Genomic DNA, 22,956 nt, shown 5'->3' on the forward strand with positions numbered 1-22,956 from the left:
GACAAAATGAAACCACTATTACATTTGCCAATTGAAACGCCTAGTTCACTCAATCTTTACACCCAAGATGTGGAACGATTAGTCAAAGAGCGTAACTGGGACAAATTGAACCAAGTACCTGTATGCATAGATCAACATCAAATATTAAGAGCGCACTTCGGCCAAAATCGCTGGGATTGTAGCCCATATGCCTCGGATAAAGGCAGTGATAAAAACCAAAGAGAATTTGATTTCTCTTATTTAGTTGACTCGCCTAACTTGCTTCTTGAAGCAAAACTTATAGCCTATGGCTGGCTATACGAGCAAGGGCATTGCTTTGGGAAAAAATGCAAATTGTCCACTTTAACCTCTAGATTTAATATTGGTTTAAAAAGAGCGTTAGTCAGCTTAAAAAATAACGGAGCCAATAGTTTTAGTGAATTAAACAACCATGATATCTGGCAAAAATTTGAAATAGATTTGCAAAATGAGTCATTAAGCAAACGCACTCTTGAACTCGCTTTCACGGCTCTTCAAGCTGTGGAAAGGTTGAATCCATGGCTACCTTTTCAATTAACATTACCGAGCATCAACTATAGACAGTTGGCAAAAAAGCTTGCAGATCAAGAGAAATTAGAACATAAGCAATCACTTGCTATACCACAAGCATTGGTTAACGTATTGTACGGGCAAGCTGTCAGCTACGTGGAAAAAGCATGGCCACATAGAGAAAAACTCGCCCAACTCGAACGTGATTTACAATCAAACTATGATATTGGCCGTGCAGCCGTAGACTATAAGCTAGCCATCGGTAGATGGAAGTGGCTTTATGATGTGGAAGGCAGGATTAATAGCAAAAAATACGTTGAGGAAATCAACAAAGCAACTCCTCGTTCTCAATCTGAGATCATCACGCAACATCTTAGAGGAACAGGCTTACTACCCAACCATAATGTTGACGGAAATTGGTTATTTACATGGCGAGCGAATCTTCAAGCCGCTTGTTTTATATGTTGCGGCGCATTCAGCGGAATGAGGGTCAGCGAACTGTTTGAACTCCATGAGGATAGCTTTCGCACTTACACTATCAACGGACAATTATTTCACTCTGTATCAGCGGCAACACATAAGCTTGCAGCTGGTAGAAAAAAAGAAGAGTGGCTCACCAGCCCTATAGTAGAAAAAGCCATATCGCTCGCAATTTCATTGAGCGCATGTGCCCGTGAACAATTGGTAAAACTAGCAGCACATAGTAACGATCCTGGACAAGTAGATAAGCTAATGGAAACATCCAGTAACTTGTGGCTTAGCCAAGCGCAAAGGAAAAACCTACCAATTCTCATATCTCGTGCCAAATGGAATGATCGGCTGAAAAACTTCGCGAAAAGTATTGGTGCAATTGTTGATGAAAAAGCATTATCTGAATGTCGTCAGCTTAATCCAAGAAATGGTGGAGCAATAGAGGACAAAGTTAAGTTAGGAGAACCTTGGCCTTTTCTCACCCACCAATTTCGACGCACTTTTGCCTGTTTTGCCATCCGCAATGGACTGGGCCACCCTATATCCATTAAGCAGCAATTCAAACATATCCATGTTCGCATGAGCGAATGGTATGGCAATGGCGCAATCGAATCCCGCCTACAGGATATAAAGGTAGACAGTGAGCTAATTAACTTGCTCAACGAAGTAAAACTTGAACAAACAACGGCGCACTTTGATAAATGGTTCAACAGTAATGAGAAGCTAACGGGAAGCTTTGGTAAGGCTATTGTCGCCATGCGTGACGACAAACCTGTGATCTATAGCAACTGGGATAGCTTGTATCGATTGGTTAAAGAAAAACGGTTAACTTTACATGGCACCCTACATAGCTATTGTAAAAATGGCTATGAATGTGACATGGATGGAGTAATAAATGCCGCATTCTGCGTTGATTGCCGTGGCGGAGGTAGCGTCGTGGATGATAAAAAAGCGTCGTGGTGGCAAAAGAAACATCAAACGTTGAGTAGCTATCTGAAACAACAATCCGATGTCAGCCATGCAGAGTATGCTCACTGTATTACACAGATTCGAGCTGCCGAGAAAGTGTTGAATGATTTTGGACTGAAATTTGAAAAATATCAGCACCCATTACAGGTTATCGATTTATGAAAAAGTCAGAAAATACACTTCTCAAGCTTGAAGCAGCTTTGCAACGAATCATCGAACGAAAAACCAAACGAATACCCGATCACCGTAAATTATCGGTTCGAGCTGTAGAGGAAGAAGCCGGATTGGGAAATGGCAGTTGTTATTACTATCCAGATTTCAAGCTCAGAGTTCAATCAGAAGTAAAAAAACTAAAGTGCCTTACGCCTGATACAGCAGTTCAGTCCGACGTCGAGATTTTGAGAGAAAAGCGCAACCAAGAAAGAAAGGTAAAAATTCAGTATCGTGAAAAAGTTGCTGTATTGAACCAAAGATTAACTTCAATGGCCGCAGAACATCATCAACTAAGTCATGCTCTAAGGAGTGCTCTTTCACGTATTGAAGATCTTGAACTTCAGATAGTTGAGCTCAAACAGAGCCAGATTGTGAGAATCAAGTGATTGTATACCTGAGCTAGTTTTACTGCCCTTTGCTGGCTAAACTAGCCAAACAAACAGAGCCAGGAAAACTTTCACATGTGAAAGTTTTCCTGCTTAACCTCAAAGGCAGAGAAGATGGGTAGAAAACTTGAAGACATCATTGCAGAGCAGCCTCAAGAGGTCGTTTACACAGCCGAAGAGATAGCGTCGAAGCAGTTGATCCAGCTTCGTCTGATGGAGCTACTAAAACGTATCGGTGCTGATGCAGGTTTCCAAATTGATAGCTGTACGGTCGATGGCCTACACCAGTTGAAACAAATTGTTGAATCAGGCGGAGGAAAGCTCCACCTTCATGTTGACTTACCAGACGGTTCAAGCCACGGTTTCAAGCTGTGACATTCCTACTTTCACATGTGAAAGTGACAATTCATACGAAAGCTAGCAAATCATTCATTCTTAAAAAGCCATTTAAATCATATTTTTAAACATGTTTTTTTAGCCGCAACGAAACGTTCTGGTGTTGGGTTGGTGCGTATGTGGCAATTGTTTAAGCCGCTTCTTAAGAAGCGGCAATTTTGTATCAATTCATCTGAGACTAACTAAATAGTGATCGTATGAATCTCCAAGCTTTAACCAGCCAATCAATAAAACTCGACCAAGCAGTCGGACCTGCTTTATTTTTATCAGCTATGTAATTCAGTTTATCCACACGATCTCTTACTTGTACGGCTTGTATTTGTTCAAGGCTAAACTTTGGAGCCCAGATTATCCTGTTATTATTAATAAAATAGTGAGATTTACATTTGTAGTTCCAATTACCAATAGACGGGTAAAGCGACACAGTATTTACGCCTTTTTTGAGCTGCCAGTCTGCGGGCGACAGAGGTGTTACTACCTCCTCTCCACACCCGCAGCAACATTTATGGATTGCAGTTTTATAGGTTTCACTGATGTACAGTTTTCCCTGCTCAATATTTTCTGGAATAAATTCCACAAATACAGGCGTAATATAGTGCACAGCCATCAGTCCTCCTCGGGGCCATCATCTCGGGTGAGAGATTGAAGCGAAAGCGTGTAATTCAGATTGTGAGCCTGTCCCTGATCCAGATAGAACCCCATGTACTGCTTCCAACGCATGACGGCCAGTGCAGCATTCATCGCATTCAAGTCAGCGACCTGAATATTGCTCTTGTATAACGCCTCATCATCATCGTCATGTAAGTTGGCCCTTTGTGCCAAATGAAGATTCTTTTCATTAGTAGCCAGTGTGACCCGGCACGTGCCACGCAGTTGTAAACTGGCATCTTCGACTATCTCAATTCCCATCCCGACATCAATAAATGGAATTCCTTGATTGACAAGATACTCAGTCACAACTCGGCGGGCTTGGCCATTGTCGACAGCAACAAAAACAAAATTGAAGCTCTCCAACTCATGAACATTCTGCTCGTCCACGAAGTAAGGGTGCGCAACAATCCCATTCCGCATTGCACTATAAGCATCAAGAAAATAGTCTACCTTCTTTGGGGCTGACTGCAGCTGCTCCAGTGATGCAGCACCAGGAGCTCGGAATGCGTTATGCGGCTCGAACTCATCGGCATCAAACAGATGAATCTCGACAATAGGAGTCTTGGCGAGCAGATCCAAGATGTAACTGCCTGTGCCACCAACACCAACAATAGCTATACGTAAATCTTCAAGTTTCTGTGTGATTGCCGTAATACCTGCACGTGAAGAGGCCGTGTCGGGGTAGCTAAAGACCGACCTCTCATCGCGTTGGCCATGCGTGATATTTGTGCGACCGTCCGCATTCGGATCGACAGTGCGAGCTTGGCTGACAAATAATGTGTGGTAATGAACTACCTTGTCATAGAAGTTATTAAAATCCTGTCCGTTAGGCTTATTTGAAAGATAAAAGTCGACACCAAACTCATCGAAGAGAACATGTTGGTTAGGGCTATTTACCACCTCCGTCATGGGTCGCCCTTTGCCATCATGAGGATATTCACCTTTAAACCACATCGTGTGATCTTGTGGCCGACTGTCTTGCTCACCATTTTCAACAAAGGAGCAAGCAAGAGTCGCAAACTTTACTTCACCAGATTGATTCAAGTAGGGGATGGAATGCACCAGCAGATGTTGACGCACAATCTCTATCTCAAACCCTTCTTCAATCAGTCGGTGGATCGATGGGTTAAGAACGGTTAGTTTTGATGACATCGAACTTCATCCCATTTCTAATTGCTACAGATTGCCCCTCTGCCAGAGTTCCGTCAGGAATCTGAGGACCGACGTAGGTCACTGTGTAAATGATATTTGGGTCGACTTGACCAGGAAATGCCAATTCGACGACTTCTCCGTAGCTTATTCGTTCCCCCTCGAACTGTTTTGGACGTGCATTTACTATGATATTGACAGGCTTATTTTTATGACCGTTGCCATGGTCCGAAGAATGAGACATGGTGTCCCTCCTGATTAAGTTGTTGGCAAGGTCTTGAACGGTTATACTTATCTTCGCCAAAAGAAATACCGCTTAGACCTCGCAAGTTTGTATTAACAGAGCACTAAGCAAAACGAAGGGCCCCATTGTGAAAGCATCGGGGCTTTTTGTTTAGCCTTCATAGCCACAACCCGGCGAAGATCGCCAGTGGGATGTGGCATACTCAAGCCGCCCTTGGCGACGCCTTACATATGCACATACGTGCACATCTTTGTGTTGACTCATTAGTAATCTCCTTAGCGGTTTCCCGCACTTAGTTAAACAAACGTCATTTCCGGGTCTGATTCATAAAAAAAAATGAATGCATTTGTCGAAAAAAGAAGAACTCAATGGTCCCTCCGCTTTGTGGTTTCGCCACTCATCTGCTTCATAAAAAATAGTGATCAAATGAGTTTAAAAACAGAAGCCTTTTTTGACTTCTGTTGTTAGTATAGCATTCCAGCCATTCTGGATCAATACTTTTTGTGAATGAGATCTAAAACGAAATTGGGTAGTAGAAAAACTCGACCCCACCAGATGGTGCGACATGCTCTTTTCTTAAGAGAAAGCCCTCTGATACCAATGACTTAAGTTTGTTGCTTGCATTGTTTACCCTTACATCTAACTGCTCAGACAATTCAGATACTGACAACCACCCATTGTTACGCACTAACTCATAAAAGTCTTTGTGCGTTCTTTTCGGTTCTATATTGCCTAGCACTTTATATTCGTTTTCATAGAAAATGTGTATGGGGATCTCTAAGCGATTTGCCCCTGCTTCAATATTATCTATTTGATTTTCAGAAACAATATCAGTAATTAGAAATCCTTTTTTACCTAGGTACTCATGAATGAGTCTACCAAAGGCCTCTCGAGGAAAAGACGCATCTAGCCTTCCTACTCCTTCGAGTGAGATAACGAAAATGTCTACCTCTGGATGTGCTGCAATAATGTTTTGAAAACGTTCTCTAACGTCAGCTCCATCAGCAACGCCCCATCCTGGCTTACGCCCATTCATGATTGAATCGTACGGATCACTTATCGCATCCCAGTTCATGAGATCTGAAAGTACGACTATTTTTCGAGTAATTTTTATCTGCTTCATAGCTATTATTGAATCAGATTAAATGAAAAAGTGCAAGTTAGCACGTTATTGCATTCTCATTCATAACTAGTGAAATGTGGGTGCCTTTCAGAGTGTTTAGGGGCTTGTTGAAGCTGGCTATCGCGCTGTACTCATTGCCATCAGGGACCAATTCCGCATCAAGGTTCTCTAAGCGAAGGTGCATGGTCACATTGTATTTTATAGATAGTTCGGCGACTCTAGGAAGGCCCGTTCCTCGCCCAGGATCATCCAAACGACTTAAGCCTTCTCTAATGACTTTGAGGATTAGTTCATTATCATTCAATCTATAATCGTTATTTCCACGGGCTCTCATACCTTCTCGAAGCGAGTTCAACAGACCAACCCCACTGTCTGAAATAGCCACAAAAATGGTGCCACTCTTTTTATACCTTTGAACCAAAACGTATCCTACCTCAGTTGAGGAGCTGTGTTCAGGAATATTGCCGCAAGTTTCGGATAGAATGGTTTGCAAGTCATCAACTAAGGAGCTAAAAGAGCCCCGAAGCTGAGCCCTAACTATAGCCGTGACTTCATGGGGGATCATTCGATTGTATGCACGCTCATTATTGCTTGGGCGTATCGTCTTTATCTCCATTAGACTTTCCGACTGACCTCGCAGCAATTCAGCTAAAGATTGCTCTGGACGACAGGGAGCAACAGCGACACCAAGGTTAAGCTGTTCAAAAAAACCACATCGATTAAAGTACGAATAGGCACTGTTCGTGCCCGTGTACTTAAATTCTAACGTCACCTGCTTACCTAGCTTGGCAAGCTGATTACACAAACACAGCAGGCGCAGTATTGCATTAATGAGAAAAGATGCTCTTTCCCCAATTATGATGTGAACTTCACTCACACTGCTATGAAAAGGATCTGGAGACTGACTATAGCTTTGCTCAAACTTAGTGGGGTCACAAAACCTGCCATCTAGGAGAATTGTACACTTCAAGTTGGTGTCACTATTTTGCTAACATTATTTCTAAATAGGGGCGATTATGCATTTTTACAAGCCCCTCCGCATTGAAAGTCGTAAGCTCCAATTAGTTGATGAAAACCAAAAATAAAATGCTACATATTCAGCGCTCGTCAATATTAACAACTCAGAATAATGCCAATATTGAAACATTTATATGTGTGACTGATGGCCTTGTAGACCATTTGAACCAGCAATGTTTTCCAGAAGACCCAATAGTGTTTAACTCATGGCCTAATTCATCTTTAGTGAACTGCTCGTACCGATACTTTCTAAGTGAGTTGCCTTGAATGTATTCTGGAAAATCCAGACAAAAATCGCTCTATTTTCGAAAAAACGCTTCAATTTAAACCGATTTTCGAGTTCAAGTTAACTAACTGAAAATGTTAACTTTTTGATATTTCTCCAGATTTCAATTGTGGGAGTAAGCCAGTACTATGCGCTAAGCGCATGACTCAAGTTTTAAATCAGGCTCAATAGCCTGTGAATGTTACATTTTATCGAAGCGGCTCTGATATTCTCAGCGCCGCTTTTTTATATTAAACGCTAAGCCATCAAGTCTATTTATCCGCTCTTAACATCCCACTCTTTCGCCCCAATTTTCGGTTAAAAGCACAGGTAAATTTATCAGTATTCAAATCAATTTCCCTTGTTTTACGCCAACCAAAAGTATGCAAACTGGGCATTTCAACTTGATATCTTGCTAATAAAGATCTTATTATAGTTATAACACTAACTATTATTCACTCTAAATAAATCAAGGAGGCATTATGTCAGCTAAGCATGCTACAGATGAAAACCCCATCTCACAGATCATCCGCTCCACCCGAGCACGTCTTCATGGAACACTACAATATTTCTGCCTGTTCGCCATTCTAAGTACCTATCTCTTTGTCATTTTGAAACCGAGCTTCATTCAAAATAACAAAGCGTTAGGAGGAAAATAATCGATGAATTCCCTCTCTTACGTTTCATTGGCAATTTACTTTATTGCCATGCTCGCTATTGGTTTGTTCGCCTACCGTAAGTCGACCGATGATGTCTCTGGCTACATTTTGGGTGGCCGCCAAGTAAGCCCACAGGTCACGGCACTCTCGGCTGGCGCCTCGGATATGAGTGGCTGGATGCTGATGGGCCTACCCGGCGCCATGTTCCTAGTGGGGTTTGAAACCCTGTATATTGCCCTCGGATTATTAATTGGTGCTCTAATCAATTATTTGGTGGTAGCCCCTAAATTGCGAGTCTACACAGAGGTCGCCGATAACGCGCTGACGATTCCTGAGTTCTTCGCTAAACGCTTTGGTCAGGCCGATAACAGTATTCGCATTATTGCCGCCGCCATCATAGTGATCTTTTTCACCCTCTATACCTCGGCGGGATTAGTCGCGGGCGGCAAGTTGTTCGAATCCGCCTTTGGGCTGAACTACGATATTGGCCTAGTGGTTACCTTAGCCGTCGTGGTGTCGTACACTCTGCTGGGGGGATTTTTAGCCGTTAGCCTCACCGACTTCGTGCAAGGCTGCATTATGTTTGTCGCCTTGGTGTTAGTGCCTTTCGTGGCATATCAAGAATTTACCAGCGCAGATCGCATGATGAACTTTGCCTATCAGTCGATCCCGCATTTTACCGACGCGATGCAAAATGTGACGCTGCTTGGCTTAATTTCTAGCCTCTCTTGGGGACTTGGGTATTTCGGCCAGCCGCATATTATTGTACGTTTTATGGCGATCCGCTCGGTCGCCGACATTAAAACCGCACGCCGCATCGGCATCAGCTGGATGACAGTGACCATTATCGGTGCCTTAGCGACAGGCTTGGTCGGTATCGCCTACGCCAATAAATTTGGCATGAAACTGTCAGACCCTGAAACCATCTTTATCGTGTTTTCAGAGTTGCTGTTCCACCCCTTAATCAGCGGCTTCCTACTGGCAGCGATCCTCGCGGCCATTATGAGCACGATTTCATCGCAGTTATTAGTCTCGTCGAGTTCGCTGACCGAAGATATTTATCGCACGCTGTCGAAGAAACAAGCGAGCGAGCAAGAGATGGTAAAAATGGGTCGTTACGGGGTCGCAGGTGTCGCCATTGTCGCAACGCTGCTGGCACTCGACCGCTCGAACAGTATCCTCTCCCTCGTGAGTAATGCGTGGGCAGGCTTTGGTGCTGCATTTGGTCCGCTGGTGCTGTTTAGTTTGTATAAGGCTAACCTCACCCATAAAGCGGCGATTGCGGGGATTATTTCGGGCGCGCTCACGGTACTCTTTTGGATTTATGCCCCCGTGCTTGCCGATGGTAAGGCATTGAGTAGCTTAGTGTATGAGATGATCCCAGGCTTTGTTGTCAGCAGCACAGTGATTTATCTGGTGAGCAAATTCGATACCGATCCTTGTCCTAAAACCACTAAGCAATTCCATCAGGCTGGTCGTGTACTGGCCGAGGAAAGCTAAGGAGGCGTTATGACAGACTCTCCCCGTAAACGTATCGTCGTCAAAGTGGGGAGCGCCTTAATCGCGCCCCACAAGCAAGGTTGCAGTAGCCATTATCTCTTGGGTATCGCGCAGTTTATTACTTACTGTCGCGTCCAAGGTATCCAAGTGGTACTGGTTTCATCCGGTTCGGTTGCCGCAGGTTGGCATCATTTTGAGGGCCAAACTCAACCGAGTGTCACAGTGAAAAAGGCCATGGCGGCTGCGGGTCAGGCGGATATGATGGCGACGTGGAATAAGCTATTTGATTTTCCCACTGCCCAACTGCTGCTGACCCATGGCGACTTACGTAATCGCGAGCGTTATATCAGTATTCGAGACACGATTTTTAGCCTGCTCGAACACGGTTTAATGCCGATCATCAATGAGAATGATGCCGTTACCGCCGACAAACTTAAGGTTGGCGATAACGATAATCTCTCGGCCATGGTGGCAGCAGCGGCCGATGCCGACACCTTAGTAATTTGCTCGGATGTGGATGGACTCTATGATCAAAATCCCCACGAATATCCTAATGCCAAGTTGATAAAGCAAGTCACTGAAATCAATGCTGATATCTATGCGATGGCGGGAGGCGCCAGCAGCGATGTTGGCACCGGAGGCATGCGCACTAAGATCCAAGCCGCCGAGAAAGCCATCTCCCACGGCATTGAGACCTTTATTATCAATGGCTTTAATGCCGACTCCTTTAGCCAACTGCTAAAGGGGCAAAATCCGGGCACCCTCTTTACCCCCTACGAAAAACCGATGCAGGAGCATTTGCATTGGATGACCCACACCTCGCAAGCGCAGGGCGAAGTGATCGTCGAGGATGATTTTGACCTCGCACTCGATCAGCACAGCGAGCAATTAACCAGCGATGATGTGGTTGAAGTCAAAGGGGATTTCTCAGTGGGCGATACCATTCTGGTGCGTAAAGGCGATGGCACTAAGTTGGCGAAAGCCAAATCTAACTACAGCAGTTGCCTACTGAGTTTTATTACCGAGCAGGATGATCAGGCGTTTGCCAGTGAATTCCAGCAAAAAACCGGCCCCATCATTTCCGATAAGAATATCGCCATTCTTAAATCCATTTGAGTGGAGAAACTATGAGCCTAATTAAACAAATATCAGCCGACGCCGCCCATGCGGCCCGCACACTCGCCCAACTCGATGAGTCGTTAAAAAACAACGTATTGCTGGATATGGCGCGCTCATTAAGGGAAAAAAGCTATGAAATCCAAAGCGCGAACCTGATTGACGTGCACCGAGCGACTCAGGACAACTTAAGCCCTGCAATGGTCGATCGCCTCACGCTGAACCAGCATCGTATCGAAGCAATGGCGCAAGGAATCGAAACCATCGCCGCGCTGCCCGATCCCGTTGGGCGCGAACGTTTTATTGGTAAACGGCCTAACGGCTTATCTATCAGTAAGATGCGTGTGCCACTCGGCGTGGTGTGTATGATTTATGAGGCGCGCCCTAATGTCACCGCCGATGCTGGCGCATTGTGTTTTAAATCCGGCAATGCGGTGATCCTGCGTGGCGGTAAAGAAGCGCTACACACCAGTCAAGTGATCGCCAGCATTTTACAGGCGGTACTGATCGCCTATGGTTTGCCTAAAGCACTTATCAGCGTGATCCCCGATCCTGACCGCGCCCTGATGCTCGAACTGATGCAGCAGCGGGAATTTATCGATGTGATCATCCCCCGCGGTGGTGAAGGATTGATTAATTACGTCACTGAAAACAGTAGCATTCCGGTTATTCAGCACTTTAAGGGCGTGTGCCATTTATATGTGGATAAAGACGCTAATCAAGATATCGCCTTGGATTTGCTGCTCAATGGCAAAACCCAACGCACTGGCGTATGTAACGCCCTCGAAGGCTTGTTAGTGCATAAGGATATCGCGCCGCGATTCTTGCCCCGCGTCGCTAAAGCACTGGCCGAGCATCAAGTAAAAATCAATGCATGTCCTCCGGCCGCCGCGTATTTCGATGCTTGCACTTATATGGCGGAAGAGGATTTTGGCCAAGAATACTTGGACTTAGAAATCGCCATTCGCCAAGTCGACAGCTTTGAGGTCGCCACCCAACATATCGCTAAGTTCGGCAGCCACCATACCGAGGTGATTTGCACCGACAATGAACTCACCGCCGCCCGCTTTCAACGCGCAGTGGATGCCTCGGTCGTTATGGTGAATGCCTCATCGCGTTTTTCCGATGGCAGCGAACTCGGCCTCGGCGCCGAAATCGGCATAGCCACCACTAAGCTACATGCCTACGGCCCCATGGGACTCGAAGCCTTAACCACTGAAAAATATCTGGTTTCAGGCACAGGACAAATTAGGGCTTAGCGATTACTTAGACGATGTGATTAACTAAATAACAAAGCCCCAAGGTATTCTCCCTTGGGGCTTTGTTTAAGTGCTCGTCATAGAAATTGAGCTTCATACTTCTTATACGGCTTTCAAATGTTTCGAAAATACCCAAGCGAGTTTGTCTTGATATAGAAAGGCCTTCCAATCACCGCTTGCAGCCAGCACACTAATACGCTCACCTTTTGAGAGTACACCCAGTAACTCCCCATTTTTCTTAGGTTTGTTGCGGATATTGAGCTTATCGATAGTTACTTCATATAACTGTCCATTCTCCAGAACAGGATTGCTCGCAATGTCCGCGTTTGGCGATTGCAAATGGCTTTTCTCTTGTGACACCACGGTGCGAGTGCTAGCACTTGTATTTGCCGATCCGATACGACAAGTTTTGTTCCAAGAAATGCAGGAATTGCCGCACGGTTGACCCTTTTTACAGTTTTTGGCGTTGGCAATGGATATTGGATGCCCCAGAACAAAAACTAACAGTAATATCCATAACCTATTCACATTTCACTCCTTGAATATTCTCGCCTCAAAATAATTACCGCTAGATTGCTTTAAGCATAGATTTACCGCCCGATGCAGCAGAATACGGCTCCCCTCGGAGTTGCCGCAGGGCGAATAGGCAAATTGCGTGAGTTCGGTCATGGATGACCGACTAGCTTTCGCAGGTGCATGGACGCATCCTTCGGAAGCGATAGCAAAGTTAGCTATGAGCACAAGGAGCTTTCAACTCCGTTGGGGCGTCATGGAGCATCCAAGGAGGATAGGACGAGCAGTCCTCCTTGGTCGGGTGTGGGTTGAAGACCCACGACCTTGATTCACCTCGGCCGTAAGGCCGCAAAACTCAACGTAAATCAAATAGTGATTTACGCTGCCCCATCACACTGCGATTTACCCGCTTGATAACAGCTGGGTTGCCGTGGGCAGACGGCGCCGCGAGAGCAGATAAGCCGGGCATCATTTTTAATACCACGTTCAATCCAGTTGATATTCAATATCTTAGCCACACTGACTAGATCGCTTTTAATATGCTTGGGAATCGCGACTGAACCGCCGCCAGAGACACAGGCGGCTTTTAAATCATGGGCAATGGAGAGTGCATCTTTGCCTTGGGCTTCAATGGCCGGATTCAAATCGATACCGGCACAGAGCACATGGGGATTGCCCGCCGAGTCTTCGACCTTAATCGACTCGCAGCAGTAAATCCGTGGTTCATTGCCCACATTTAAAATCGAAATTTGCGCCGAGGTGCCGACCTTGGGCTCGCTGATCATTCTAAACACCGCCCAGTGCTGACAAGGGTCTTCCACCAGCCGCATATTGCCCCAAGGCAGAGGAATACCATTGCCTCGGTAAACGGCCTTGAGTTTGCCCGGCGCATAGGCATCAAAATAATGCCAATGGGGATAAGGCGATACCACCGTCATCCGCCGCATGGCGACCGAAGCCGACACTTGCAGCTGTTTATGCACCTCAATTTCGTAACCGTGGCGGTCGAGCAATTGTCGATAAGGCACCTTAGGGCATAACAGGGCTCCGGCAAAAAAACTGGACTCAAAGTCGCGCCACGCATGCAAAATATCCTGCGCGTTCAGTGTATTAGACTGCATTGTCACTTCTTCATCCATCTCCAGTTTTCGGCCAGAAATCATCACACTCTTAAGCCCATCTTTGTTGTGTAACACACAATGGCCGATATGGGCGGCGAGATCGTACTTCAGTCGACTGGGGCGATTTTTAAGGACTTTATTGATGTAAATGGTGCTGGGCGGCTCGAAGAAAGAAGTCACTAACTGATGAGAGCTTACGCCACGCTCGTCGATCACTTCCTGGGGCGTACTATCTATCCATTTGATTTTTAAGCCAACGCCCTTGGCAATATCCAGCATCTCCTCGAGGGATAAGGGCATACGTTTTAACCCAACCTCTTCGGCGGCACGTTCAAGATCGGGGAAATGGTTTTGATGATGTTCCTGATGGGCGCGGATTAATAAGTGGGCGAATTGCCGACCCGAGATCCCAGTCTGGGATAGCATTTCAGGAATCGCTATTTGCAAAATATCATTTGAAAACAAAAAGCTGGGCTCGAGCGCCATGCCACTAATCCCACCACGGCGGCCTTTGTCCGGCGTGATGGCACTTTCCTCGGGCACGTCGTCTAAAAACCAGTCAACGTCCTTTTGAAAAACCGTGGCAATCACGGCCAACATTTCGGCACTGGGTACGCGTTTTCCACGTTCGATCATCGACAAATATGACACAGAGGGCGCACTGCCCGCATCGACGCGAATGCAACGTGCAGATAAATCTTCCATGGTTAAATTGTTACGTTTCCGTAGGTTACGTATTTTTGTTCCTAGGAAATGTGACTTTCTCATCAAGCTCTGGTCATTGCGCATTTTGTAAAATTCACATTGTAAAATTTTTATTGTGAAATTGTAGTCAAAAAAAGACTAGACTACAAATTAAGCAATCGAGGCAGGTTATCCACCTGACACTGCTTAACCATTAACTCTGTCGGACAAACCAAATTGAAGACAAACGTTGAACCATTAGAAGTGAAATCAAGGCCCTAATTTTTAATTTGAATGTGTAGAGGATACAGCGATGAATATGTCAATTATCAATAGCCACCAGATCCAACCGAATCTAAACAGCTTCATCGCAGAAGAGGTGCTTGCCGTCGCCCAAGTGAACGTGGCCGAGCATGAAAAACTAGCCCAGGCTAAGCAGTTCCTCGACCGTCATTTCCCACTGGATGCGGGTTCGCACCAAGATGTGATCAGCTATGTGGTTTACTACCAACACCTGCTGGCATTTTTTGCCGACGGCAGCCACAGCGGATTACGCCAAACCAAGCAGTTTGTTGCCTTCAACGGCACCAAAGATGCGCCAAGCGCCATAGTGTTACAGGACCAAGGCTGCCATGTTGAATTGTGTTTCGACCGCACTGGCATGATAGGCGCGCGGGATTTAGCAAATTTGGAAGATGTGCAAATTGAAACCCCAATGGCACAAGCGACTGAGCCAAAGGACACTCGTAATGCCACCTCGCGCCACTGGTTAAGCCTGTTACATGCAGGAATGCCAAGCGCTAACGATATTCAAGACAAGCTGTTAACCGCTAAAGATGGCGGCGACTACAGCCTGCAACGTATCGTGAATCTCTAAATTCCGCGTATTTTCACGGGAGAGTTGCCGTCGGCGACTCTCCTTTTTTAGCTTCAAATCTACCTATCCATTAAGACTCAATAAAATTGACTTATAAAATAAATTAAATTGATTTTATTGAAGCTGAACGCAATCGTTATAATGCCCGTCTTTGTCAGCGTCCCAATGCTTATTCGGTTGGCTTATTCGAGTATCCATGCCTATGTGGATGGAGCTGAAAACCCAAGATTGGAACGATAACACTCAGTCGCAAACCTAAGGCGTTATGAATTTTTCATCGATAGTCTCGCAACTTAAGCAACCCCATCGCCTTGTGTTTGTCTGCGCCGCGCTACTGTGTCTCGCGCCTGTTATCTCATCCCCCATGGCGCTTGTGCTCGGTTTTACCTTGGCCAGCCTAGGTTGGGTGCCAAACGACTGGAATATCGCCGCACTCACCAAAAAATTACTGTCCTATTCGATTATCGGCTTAGGCTTTGGGATTAACTTCAACGCCGCGATTGAGGCCAGCAGCCATAACCTCGGATTAATTGTCGGCTCGATTATTTTTACGCTGATCTTAGGCTTTTTGGTGACTCGCGCCTTAAAATTTGACCCGATCACAGGGCACTTAATCGCCTCTGGTACCGCCATCTGTGGCGGCAGCGCCATTGCCGCCGTATCGCCCGCCATTAATGCCAAACCAGACCAAACCGCCACCGCATTAGCCTGTGTATTTGTACTCAACTCGGTGGCTTTGTTTCTATTCCCCGCCCTCGGGCATTTGCTCGATATGAGCCAATACGATTTTGGCGTGTGGAGTGCCATCGCGATTCACGACACCTCCTCAGTCGTCGGTGCGGCCTCTGCCTATGGTGATGAAGCACTTAAAACCGCCACGACCATTAAACTGGCGCGCGCATTGTGGATTATCCCTATCGCCCTTGTCAGTGCGCTGATCTTTGGCGGCAATAAACGTAAGCTTAACCTACCGTATTTTATCGGATTTTACTGTTTAGCCATTGCAATCGCCCATTGGTTGCCGCAGTTTCAGCCGCTCTACGACACGCTTTTTATGGTATCGAAACGTACCTTAGTTCTGTGTCTGTTCTTGATTGGCGCGGGGATTACGGTGCAAAAAATGCGGGCGAGCGGCCCTAAGCCTTTGCTGCTGGGCGTGGTTCTGTGGGCAGCGATTGGAATAACGTCTTTAGGTTATATTCTGTATTTTCAATAGATTGGATTTGAGCCTAGCGGCTCAGATTGACGAGCTAACGCGGGATGCATTATTCGGCGTTGGGTTTAATCCGCCAAGCCAACCCCAGTACACCTAAAAAGGCGGAAAATTCGATCAGCGAGCGGAGTAATCCTGTGGTTTGCGTGGATGCAACCAAGGCAATAAGGCAAAACACAATCAGCAGCGAGTTTTTCAATTGCATCCTCCGACGAACTTAGGGGATGCTCATTATTGTTTAGAACCAAAAAGCCAGCCAATATCGATTTTCAATAACAAATAGCTATAACAACTAAGCCTGAGAGTTTAGCTTAAGCGGCTTTATGGGCGCTATCGGACTCGTTTGCCGCCAGTTCTTGGTTATGTTCTTGAATAAAATCCTCCATAAACCAAGCACAAAAGGTGTGGCGGCCATCCACATCGGCCTTGCCATAAATGGTCGACGCCTGTTGGCGCACGGTTTTCTCTTTTGTCTGTCTCACTTCGGCAATTTCTTTAAAACTCAGCCCTTTAAGCAATAAAAATGCGACTTGCTGCTCGCTCTTGGTAAAACCCCAAGTATCAAACTGATTCGATACGGCTTGGCTGTATTCCTGTCTGGCGGAGCGCATTTGGGTCGACATATTGTCGATTTTTTTATCGGCGTACTCGAGGCGTTTTGCTAAGGCTTTAACCTCGCGCGAACGGCGAATTAAATCGTAACTGAGGTAGATGGCCCCGACGGCGGTGAGCACTAAGAGTATGGCTTCCTGCACTAAATGCCATTGCGGAATGCCTAATTGAATGTCGGAACTAATGTCAAAAAGCTTAAAGCACATGATGAGCGCCAGCAGACCAATAATGACAATATCCTTCATCTAAAACTCCTAAATAAAAGCAAAATCAATCAATTATTTTATGGGACATATGTACCATAGGCGGATTTATGATACAGGTCCCCGACGACTTTCACTCGTCAATCCCTACACTGACAGCATTGTTTAATACCACAGAATCATCTCATGTCTGTCAGTTCGTCTTGTATCAAGTTATGTCTGTTGACCAGCTTAGTCGGCAGTAGTTTCCTGTGTCTTGCGGCGGAAGCCGAACTTTCCCAAGCGCTTTCGAGCAGCCAAGCGAGGTTGACTCATCTCACTTCGTCGAATACCCAAGCAACCAATTTAACCAGCTCGACCTGGCTCATTGGCCTGCCGAGCATTAGCTTAAGTCACCTCGAGAGTTTGGATAATAGTAACAGCTACGAGCAGGAACTCTCAGTCAATTTGCCATTTAAATCGCCCGCGCTACACAGCAGCGATAAGCAAATAAAACAGCTAGCGGAGCAAATTCATCAACAACAAACGGCGCTGCAAGCCTTGTATCTCTCGGGATTATTAAGGCAGAGCCTGTGGGAATATCGCCAGAGCGAAGTCAAACTGGCGCAGCTTGAGCGCAAACAGCAGTTGCTCGATAAACTCCATCGCCAGCAAAAACAACTGACCGATGCGGGGGAATTGCCACTAGCCAACACTCTGCTACTGGAGCGGGAAAGTGTCGATATCGCCTTAAGCCGCGCCGACATTCTGCAGCAACAAGCCCAATCTTTAGCCCTATATCAACAGCTGACGGGCCAAGACCAAATGCCGAGCGCGATAGAAGAAACTGACCGCCCGCTTGGCAAGGGCGCCGAGACCTTAGCCCAACATCCCCTATGGCAATTGCTAAAGCTGCAACAACAGCAACACCTGCTGCTGATCCAAACTCAGCAAGCGGGTGAGCGCGATCCTTGGACCGTCTCACTCACAGCCAAAAATACCGCGGATACGGGCGTGGATGATCAGCAGTTAGGCATAGCCGTGTCAGTGCCCTTAACCTTGGGCTCGGCGCTGTCCCAAAGCGATTTATCCCAATGGCAACAAGCGAATACCGAGCAAAGTCTCAATCTTGACCGCAGCGCACTCGAGCTTAAAAACCAGTGGGATCAATTAGTCCGCCAACAAACTAACCTCGTCGAGCAACAGCGCCTACTCACCCAAGCGCTCGCCCTCAGTCGCACCATTACCGAGGAACTCGCCAAGGTAAAAGATCAAGATCAGGTGAGTTATGAAGTCTGGCTGCGCCGCTATATGGAGGCGCTCGACACCGAATCCCGCTTAGCGCTCAACCGCGTCAGCTTGCAACAACTGCATTCTCAACAACTCCAAGCCTTAGGAATTTCATTATGATGGCCAAGTGCGGCGCATGCCTTCTCTGTTTATCCGCGAGTGTTGTAGGTTCGGCGCAAGCCGAAAGCTTAGCCATCAGTGCCTTAGGCAATCTCGACCTCAGTTACACCCAACCACAAAGGGTCGCCAGTTATGAGGGCAGCCCATTGCCAGCGCAGGTTGAAATCCTCCCCGGCAATGATTACTGGATCAGCACGCCCGAGAATATCCAGCAGGTGCACTTTCTCGTCGGCCAAGGTCAGCGCGTCAGTAAAGGCCAAGCGATAGTCAAACTCACAGGGCCAGAAGTATTCCACTACCTCGCCCAAGTCGAGGCTGCGGCTAGCCTGTATCAACTCGCTAAGAGTCGTTATGAGCGCAACAAACCTTTGCTCGCCAATGGCAGCATAAGCGCCGAAAAATGGCGTGAGATCAGCCAGGACTATTTCACGACTCACCTCGAATACGAGCATATGCAGCACTTTATGGAACGCGTCCACAGCACAGATGCGGCTACAGACTCCTTAGTTGTCGCCGCGCCCGTTGACGGTATCGTTAAACTCAATGCCATCAGCGGCCCTTATATGGCGGGGGATCAGCTGTTTTCACTGGTGCCCAATAACAGCATCCGCGTCAAAGTGAATGTGCCGACGGGCCAGTCACACTCCCTGTCGGCCATCAACATTAATCAATGCCATATCGCGATTGAGTCACTGTCGGCCATTGCCGAAGGCGCCTTTGTCACGGCTTGGTCATCGGCGGTACCGCAGGAATGTAACCTGTTGTTAGGTCAGCAAATGACAGTGGTTCCCGAGTATCAAAAAGCCGTGTATTTACTGCCCAAAAACAGTGTGTTTAGTTGGGAGCAAGACAGCCAAGTGTTCACTCGGTCCAATAATCAGCTCAATGCGTTGACGGTCGATATTTTAGGCTCGACGCCAGAGCAATATATTGTCGCCAGCGATCAAGATTTGAGTCAGCTGCAAGTCCTATCCCAGTCGGTTGCCGCGGTGAAAGGCATCATGCTCGGTCTAGGAGGCGAATAAGATGCTCACCTCTGTGATCCGTTTTTCGCTCACTCAGCGACTCTTTGTGCTGATTGTGGCGCTGATCCTCATGTTGGCAGGCGCACGCGCTTGGTTTGCCATTCCCTTGGATGCCTTTCCGGATATTTCCCCAACCCAAGTGAAGATTATCCTCAAGGCTCCCGGCATGACGCCGGAAGAAATCGAGGCCCAGATTACCGTGCCGATTGAAACCGAACTGCTCGGCATTCCGAAGCAATCGATTCTGCGCTCGACCACTAAGTACGCCATTAGCGATATCACCCTCGATTTTGAAGAAGGCACGGATATCTATTGGGCGCGCCAACAGGTGAGCGAGCGCCTCACTGCGGTCTGGGACAGTTTTCCCGAAGGTGTGAGTGGCGGTGTGGCCCCCATGAGCACGCCACTGAGTGAAATCTTTATGTTTTCACTCGAAAACCCCAATCTTTCCCTGCTGGAGCGGCGTCAATTACTCGAGTGGGAAATTCGACCGCTGCTGCGCACAGTGCCCGGCGTTGCCGATGTGAATATCCTCGGCGGTTATGCCAAGAGTTTTAGTATCAGCCCAAATCCTGCGGCGATGGCGGCTGCGGGAGTGAGCTTTGCCGCGCTGCAACAGGCGATTGTGGAAAATAATCACAACGAAGGTGCAGGTAAGCTCACCATAGGTACAGACACCATCATAGTGCGCTCCGAGGGGCGCATCGATGATATCGACGAGCTTAAACAGCTAGTGATCAAAGCCGATAATGCCAAGGTCTATCGCTTGCAGGATCTCGCCGATATCCAGATTGGCCACCTTGCGCGCTACGGCGCCGTCACTAAGGATGGCAACGAAACAGCCGAAGCCTTAATCATTGCCCTCAAGGACGCCAATACGGCACAAGTGGTTAACAACATTAAGGAAAAGCTGGCGCAAATCAGCCTGACTCTCCCCGAAGGCAGCCAGATAAACACCTTTTACGACCGCGCTAACCTGATCAATACCGCTATTGAGACTATTTCCAATGCACTATTTGAGGCCGTTGTGTTGGTCATCGTATTGCTGGCGCTGTTTTTAGGGAATGTGCGCGCCGCGCTAGTGGTGTCCCTATCGCTGCCGCTGGCCGCACTGTTCACCTTTTTGATGATGGATCACTTCAATCTCTCCGCTAACCTGATGAGTCTCGGTGGCCTCGTTATCGCCATCGGCATGTTGGTAGACTCCTCCGTGGTCGTAGTTGAAAACATGGTGAATTTAATCGCCACTAAACAGCGTTTGCCGCGTTTGCACTTGATCTTTCGCGCCACCAAAGACGTCGCCATTCCGGTAGTCTCAGGCACGGTTATCGTCATCATAGTGTTCTCGCCACTGCTCACCCTCAGTGGTTTAGAGGGTAAACTCTTCACCCCAGTTGCCATCACCATAGTGTTTGCCATGCTGTCGGCGCTGGTGTTATCGCTGACCGTAATCCCCGTGATTGCCTCATACCTCGTTAACGAAAAGGCCGCGAAAGAACCTAAGGCCATCGAAAAGCTCAAGCATCTTTACCTTGGCAGCCTAAAAGCCTGCTTTGGTTGGCAAAAACCTTTTATGCTTACCGCCTTTAGCTTGCTGATCGTCAGTCTCGGCCTGTTTAGTCTGGTGGGGAAAACCTTTATGCCGACCTTAGATGAGGGCGACATCATTCTCCAGTTAGAGAAATCCCCTTCGATTTCCCTCGACGCCTCCATCGCTATCGATAAACAGATCCAGCAAACCCTGCTAAGCCAAATCCCCGAAATCAAGCAGATGGTGGCGCGCACCGGCGCCGATGAGATTGGTTTAGATCCCATGGGACTGAACGAAACCGATGTGTTTTTAGAGCTGGCGCCCCGCAGCGAATGGCGTTTTGCGACCAAAGAGCAGCTTATCGATGCCATCCGCACTGTGCTGCTCAAATATCCCGGCGTGAACTTTAACTTTACCCAACCGATACAAATGCGCGTCTCCGAAATGCTCACAGGCAGCATTGGCGATGTCGCGATTAAAGTATTCGGTAATGATATCGAGACCTTAGGAAAACTCACCGGCGAAATAGAACAACTGGTCACTGCAACTCAGGGCAGTGTCGACGTTAAGATGGCGATGATTGAAGGTAGCCCCTTTATCAATCTCACCTTAGATAACGAGCTCGCCCGTGGGTTTGGGATGAGCACTATGGAGTTTGCCCGTTACCTCAAGAGCCAACTCGAAGGCGTGGTCGTCACCGAGGTGCTGCAAGGGAAGAAGCGCACGCCTGTGCTTATCGCCAATAATCAGGCGCAGATCAGCAATATCAACGAACTACAAAATCAGCTATTGGTGATGCCGGATCATTCCTTAAAACGCCTAAGTGACGTGGCGGTATTGAGTTATAAACAGGGCCCTATCCTGATCGAGCGGGAACAGGGAAATCGCTTTTCTGTGATTACCACCAACGTGCAAGGGCGGGATATTGTGGGCTTTGTGGAGGAGCTTAACAGCAAAATCGCCAAGGAAATCAAACTACCAAGCGGCTATAGCGTCAGCTTCGGTGGCGAGTTTGAAAACCAGCAGCGCGCCACCAGCAATTTGTTGCTGGTGATCCCCATAGCTATCGCATTGATCACTTTGATTTTATTCACCACCTTCGGCTCGCTAGCAAAATCGGGATTAATCCTCGCTAACGTCCCGTTCGCTATGATGGGCGGTATCGTCAGCTTGTATCTCTCGGGGGAATACCTCTCGGTACCCGCCTCGGTGGGTTTTATCGCCCTGCTAGGTGTCGCCGTGCTGAACGGCGTAGTGATGGTCAGTTATTACGAACAAACCAAATACTTATTCGGTAGCCTCAGGGAACGGGTCGAACAGGGCGCCGCACGGCGACTCAGACCCATTCTGATGACGGCCACTACCGCCATGTTTGGTTTAATCCCCTTAGTGTTCGCCTCGGGCCCTGGTGCTGAAATCCAAAAACCCTTGGCCATTGTGGTGATCGGTGGCTTGCTCACCTCCACTATCACGACCCTGTATTTACTGCCCATGTTGTATTTTTGGCTGGAGAAACGCCGATGAGCACAGAACAACTGCTAGTCCTGATCGCCCAAAACGATATCAAGGACGATATAGTCGATACTCTGATTGAGTTGGAGTTTTTATCCGGCTTTAGCTTGGGCAATATTTGCGGATTTAGCCGCGAGCATAGCCATTTCAATATCAAGGAACAGGTGGAAGGTTATCGGGAGTTTTGTAAGTTTGAGATTATGCACCCTGCAAGCCAGCAAAGCGCTTTGCTTGAGGCGCTAGCAAAGGTCTGTAAACACAACCCTTGCCGTTATTGGATTATGCCCATCTATCAAAACGGCACGCTTTCCTAACGATAAAGGGCATACG

The 22,956-nt window shown here is 47.2% G+C and carries 22 protein-coding genes; 13 read left to right on the forward strand and 9 right to left on the reverse strand.

Annotation, left to right across the window (positions count from 1 at the left end; all coding sequences use genetic code 11):
* The first annotated feature begins 6 nt into the window (after nt 1–6).
* The 3 genes from M0415_RS15870 (at nt 7) to M0415_RS15880 (ending at nt 2,942) form a co-directional block, all read left to right on the forward strand.
* Entirely contained in the window at nt 7–2,130 is a 2,124-nt protein-coding gene (locus M0415_RS15870; RefSeq protein WP_249556512.1) for a hypothetical protein, read from the forward strand.
* Nucleotides 2,127–2,567 (forward strand): hypothetical protein, encoded by a 441-nt coding sequence (locus tag M0415_RS15875; protein ID WP_249556513.1) that lies wholly within the window; start codon nt 2,127–2,129, stop codon nt 2,565–2,567. Before M0415_RS15870 ends, M0415_RS15875 begins: the two co-directional genes overlap by 4 nt.
* Nucleotides 2,568–2,681: 114 nt before the next feature.
* Nucleotides 2,682–2,942: a hypothetical protein gene (locus M0415_RS15880; RefSeq protein ID WP_249556514.1), complete on the forward strand. Its 261-nt coding sequence runs from the start codon at nt 2,682–2,684 to the stop codon at nt 2,940–2,942.
* Nucleotides 2,943–3,141: 199 nt separating this feature from the next.
* On the opposite strand, the gene M0415_RS15885 is transcribed toward M0415_RS15880, so the two are convergent.
* From M0415_RS15885 to M0415_RS15905, 5 genes are all read right to left on the reverse strand, one after another.
* Entirely contained in the window at nt 3,142–3,570 is a 429-nt protein-coding gene (locus M0415_RS15885) for a ubiquitination-like system serine protease family protein (RefSeq protein ID WP_249556515.1), read from the reverse strand.
* Nucleotides 3,570–4,766, reverse strand: coding sequence for a ThiF family adenylyltransferase (locus M0415_RS15890; protein ID WP_249556516.1), 1,197 nt, complete (start codon nt 4,764–4,766; stop codon nt 3,570–3,572). Before M0415_RS15890 ends, M0415_RS15885 begins: the two co-directional genes overlap by 1 nt.
* The gene (locus tag M0415_RS15895; protein WP_249556517.1) at nt 4,741–5,007 is read right to left on the reverse strand and encodes a multiubiquitin domain-containing protein; all 267 of its coding nucleotides are present in this window, start codon (nt 5,005–5,007) and stop codon (nt 4,741–4,743) included. Before M0415_RS15895 ends, M0415_RS15890 begins: the two co-directional genes overlap by 26 nt.
* Before the next feature lie 514 nt (nt 5,008–5,521).
* Nucleotides 5,522–6,130: a hypothetical protein gene (locus M0415_RS15900; protein ID WP_249556518.1), complete on the reverse strand. Its 609-nt coding sequence runs from the start codon at nt 6,128–6,130 to the stop codon at nt 5,522–5,524.
* A 37-nt stretch (nt 6,131–6,167) separates the two neighbouring features.
* Nucleotides 6,168–6,902: an ATP-binding protein gene (locus M0415_RS15905; protein ID WP_249556519.1), complete on the reverse strand. Its 735-nt coding sequence runs from the start codon at nt 6,900–6,902 to the stop codon at nt 6,168–6,170.
* Between the two features lie 992 nt (nt 6,903–7,894).
* Between M0415_RS15905 and M0415_RS15910 the strand changes: the two genes are divergently transcribed.
* Genes M0415_RS15910 through M0415_RS15925 form a run of 4 tightly spaced genes read left to right on the forward strand, consistent with a single transcriptional unit; the run spans nt 7,895 to nt 11,946 of the window.
* Nucleotides 7,895–8,071 carry a hypothetical protein gene (locus tag M0415_RS15910; protein WP_164717906.1) on the forward strand — a complete coding sequence of 59 codons (177 nt, stop codon included), beginning with the start codon at nt 7,895–7,897 and terminating at the stop codon, nt 8,069–8,071.
* A 3-nt stretch (nt 8,072–8,074) separates the two neighbouring features.
* Nucleotides 8,075–9,571 (forward strand): sodium/proline symporter PutP, encoded by a 1,497-nt coding sequence (gene putP, locus M0415_RS15915; RefSeq protein ID WP_011627647.1) that lies wholly within the window; start codon nt 8,075–8,077, stop codon nt 9,569–9,571.
* A gap of 9 nt (nt 9,572–9,580) precedes the next feature.
* Entirely contained in the window at nt 9,581–10,687 is a 1,107-nt protein-coding gene (gene proB / locus M0415_RS15920; RefSeq protein WP_249556520.1) for a glutamate 5-kinase, read from the forward strand.
* 11 nt (nt 10,688–10,698) lie between these two features.
* A complete protein-coding gene (locus M0415_RS15925; protein WP_249556521.1) occupies nt 10,699–11,946 on the forward strand; it encodes a glutamate-5-semialdehyde dehydrogenase in 1,248 nt (415 codons plus the stop codon).
* A 102-nt stretch (nt 11,947–12,048) separates the two neighbouring features.
* On the opposite strand, the gene M0415_RS15930 is transcribed toward M0415_RS15925, so the two are convergent.
* Nucleotides 12,049–12,474 (reverse strand): SH3 domain-containing protein, encoded by a 426-nt coding sequence (locus M0415_RS15930; protein WP_069455370.1) that lies wholly within the window; start codon nt 12,472–12,474, stop codon nt 12,049–12,051.
* Nucleotides 12,475–12,836: 362 nt separating this feature from the next.
* Nucleotides 12,837–14,369, reverse strand: coding sequence for a DUF3612 domain-containing protein (locus M0415_RS15935; RefSeq protein ID WP_011627650.1), 1,533 nt, complete (start codon nt 14,367–14,369; stop codon nt 12,837–12,839).
* A gap of 208 nt (nt 14,370–14,577) precedes the next feature.
* Between M0415_RS15935 and M0415_RS15940 the strand changes: the two genes are divergently transcribed.
* Both M0415_RS15940 and M0415_RS15945 read left to right on the forward strand, forming a co-directional pair.
* Nucleotides 14,578–15,141: an aldolase/citrate lyase/malate synthase family protein gene (locus M0415_RS15940; protein WP_249556522.1), complete on the forward strand. Its 564-nt coding sequence runs from the start codon at nt 14,578–14,580 to the stop codon at nt 15,139–15,141.
* Between the two features lie 265 nt (nt 15,142–15,406).
* Nucleotides 15,407–16,357: a YeiH family protein gene (locus M0415_RS15945; protein WP_249556523.1), complete on the forward strand. Its 951-nt coding sequence runs from the start codon at nt 15,407–15,409 to the stop codon at nt 16,355–16,357.
* Nucleotides 16,358–16,406: 49 nt separating this feature from the next.
* On the opposite strand, the gene M0415_RS15950 is transcribed toward M0415_RS15945, so the two are convergent.
* Nucleotides 16,407–16,553: a hypothetical protein gene (locus M0415_RS15950; RefSeq protein ID WP_083758005.1), complete on the reverse strand. Its 147-nt coding sequence runs from the start codon at nt 16,551–16,553 to the stop codon at nt 16,407–16,409.
* A gap of 112 nt (nt 16,554–16,665) precedes the next feature.
* Nucleotides 16,666–17,211, reverse strand: coding sequence for a helix-turn-helix transcriptional regulator (locus tag M0415_RS15955; RefSeq protein ID WP_011627653.1), 546 nt, complete (start codon nt 17,209–17,211; stop codon nt 16,666–16,668).
* A gap of 144 nt (nt 17,212–17,355) precedes the next feature.
* Here M0415_RS15955 and M0415_RS15960 point away from each other — a divergent pair, with 144 nt between their 5' ends.
* From M0415_RS15960 to M0415_RS15975, 4 genes are read left to right on the forward strand one after another with little or no spacing between them, the layout of a single operon-like run.
* On the forward strand, nt 17,356–18,558 hold the full coding sequence (locus tag M0415_RS15960) for a TolC family protein (protein ID WP_249556524.1): 1,203 nt from the start codon (nt 17,356–17,358) through the stop codon (nt 18,556–18,558).
* On the forward strand, nt 18,555–19,583 hold the full coding sequence (locus M0415_RS15965) for an efflux RND transporter periplasmic adaptor subunit (RefSeq protein ID WP_249556525.1): 1,029 nt from the start codon (nt 18,555–18,557) through the stop codon (nt 19,581–19,583). Before M0415_RS15960 ends, M0415_RS15965 begins: the two co-directional genes overlap by 4 nt.
* A gap of 1 nt (nt 19,584) precedes the next feature.
* Complete coding sequence (locus M0415_RS15970; RefSeq protein ID WP_249556526.1) at nt 19,585–22,638, forward strand: efflux RND transporter permease subunit; 3,054 nt, start codon at nt 19,585–19,587, stop codon at nt 22,636–22,638.
* Nucleotides 22,635–22,940, forward strand: a complete 306-nt coding sequence (locus M0415_RS15975) for a DUF3240 family protein (protein ID WP_011627657.1) — start codon at nt 22,635–22,637, stop codon at nt 22,938–22,940. The genes M0415_RS15970 and M0415_RS15975 overlap by 4 nt, the downstream gene beginning before the upstream one ends.
* Nucleotides 22,941–22,956 lie beyond the last annotated feature (16 nt).

Origin of the sequence: Shewanella sp. 10B (assembly GCF_023475885.1) — a bacterium.
GTDB classification, from domain to species: Bacteria; Pseudomonadota; Gammaproteobacteria; order Enterobacterales; family Shewanellaceae; genus Shewanella; species Shewanella mangrovisoli.

Coding starts and splice junctions, on each gene's coding strand:
- M0415_RS15870 (WP_249556512.1), top strand. CDS start 7: ATGAAACCACTATTACATTTGCCAATTGAAACGCCTAGTTCACTCAAT.
- M0415_RS15875 (WP_249556513.1), top strand. CDS start 2,127: ATGAAAAAGTCAGAAAATACACTTCTCAAGCTTGAAGCAGCTTTGCAA.
- M0415_RS15880 (WP_249556514.1), top strand. CDS start 2,682: ATGGGTAGAAAACTTGAAGACATCATTGCAGAGCAGCCTCAAGAGGTC.
- M0415_RS15885 (WP_249556515.1), bottom strand. CDS start 3,570: ATGGCTGTGCACTATATTACGCCTGTATTTGTGGAATTTATTCCAGAA.
- M0415_RS15890 (WP_249556516.1), bottom strand. CDS start 4,766: ATGTCATCAAAACTAACCGTTCTTAACCCATCGATCCACCGACTGATT.
- M0415_RS15895 (WP_249556517.1), bottom strand. CDS start 5,007: ATGTCTCATTCTTCGGACCATGGCAACGGTCATAAAAATAAGCCTGTC.
- M0415_RS15900 (WP_249556518.1), bottom strand. CDS start 6,130: ATGAAGCAGATAAAAATTACTCGAAAAATAGTCGTACTTTCAGATCTC.
- M0415_RS15910 (WP_164717906.1), top strand. CDS start 7,895: ATGTCAGCTAAGCATGCTACAGATGAAAACCCCATCTCACAGATCATC.
- putP (WP_011627647.1), top strand. CDS start 8,075: ATGAATTCCCTCTCTTACGTTTCATTGGCAATTTACTTTATTGCCATG.
- proB (WP_249556520.1), top strand. CDS start 9,581: ATGACAGACTCTCCCCGTAAACGTATCGTCGTCAAAGTGGGGAGCGCC.
- M0415_RS15925 (WP_249556521.1), top strand. CDS start 10,699: ATGAGCCTAATTAAACAAATATCAGCCGACGCCGCCCATGCGGCCCGC.
- M0415_RS15935 (WP_011627650.1), bottom strand. CDS start 14,369: ATGCGCAATGACCAGAGCTTGATGAGAAAGTCACATTTCCTAGGAACA.
- M0415_RS15940 (WP_249556522.1), top strand. CDS start 14,578: ATGAATATGTCAATTATCAATAGCCACCAGATCCAACCGAATCTAAAC.
- M0415_RS15945 (WP_249556523.1), top strand. CDS start 15,407: ATGAATTTTTCATCGATAGTCTCGCAACTTAAGCAACCCCATCGCCTT.
- M0415_RS15955 (WP_011627653.1), bottom strand. CDS start 17,211: ATGAAGGATATTGTCATTATTGGTCTGCTGGCGCTCATCATGTGCTTT.
- M0415_RS15960 (WP_249556524.1), top strand. CDS start 17,356: ATGTCTGTCAGTTCGTCTTGTATCAAGTTATGTCTGTTGACCAGCTTA.
- M0415_RS15965 (WP_249556525.1), top strand. CDS start 18,555: ATGATGGCCAAGTGCGGCGCATGCCTTCTCTGTTTATCCGCGAGTGTT.
- M0415_RS15970 (WP_249556526.1), top strand. CDS start 19,585: ATGCTCACCTCTGTGATCCGTTTTTCGCTCACTCAGCGACTCTTTGTG.
- M0415_RS15975 (WP_011627657.1), top strand. CDS start 22,635: ATGAGCACAGAACAACTGCTAGTCCTGATCGCCCAAAACGATATCAAG.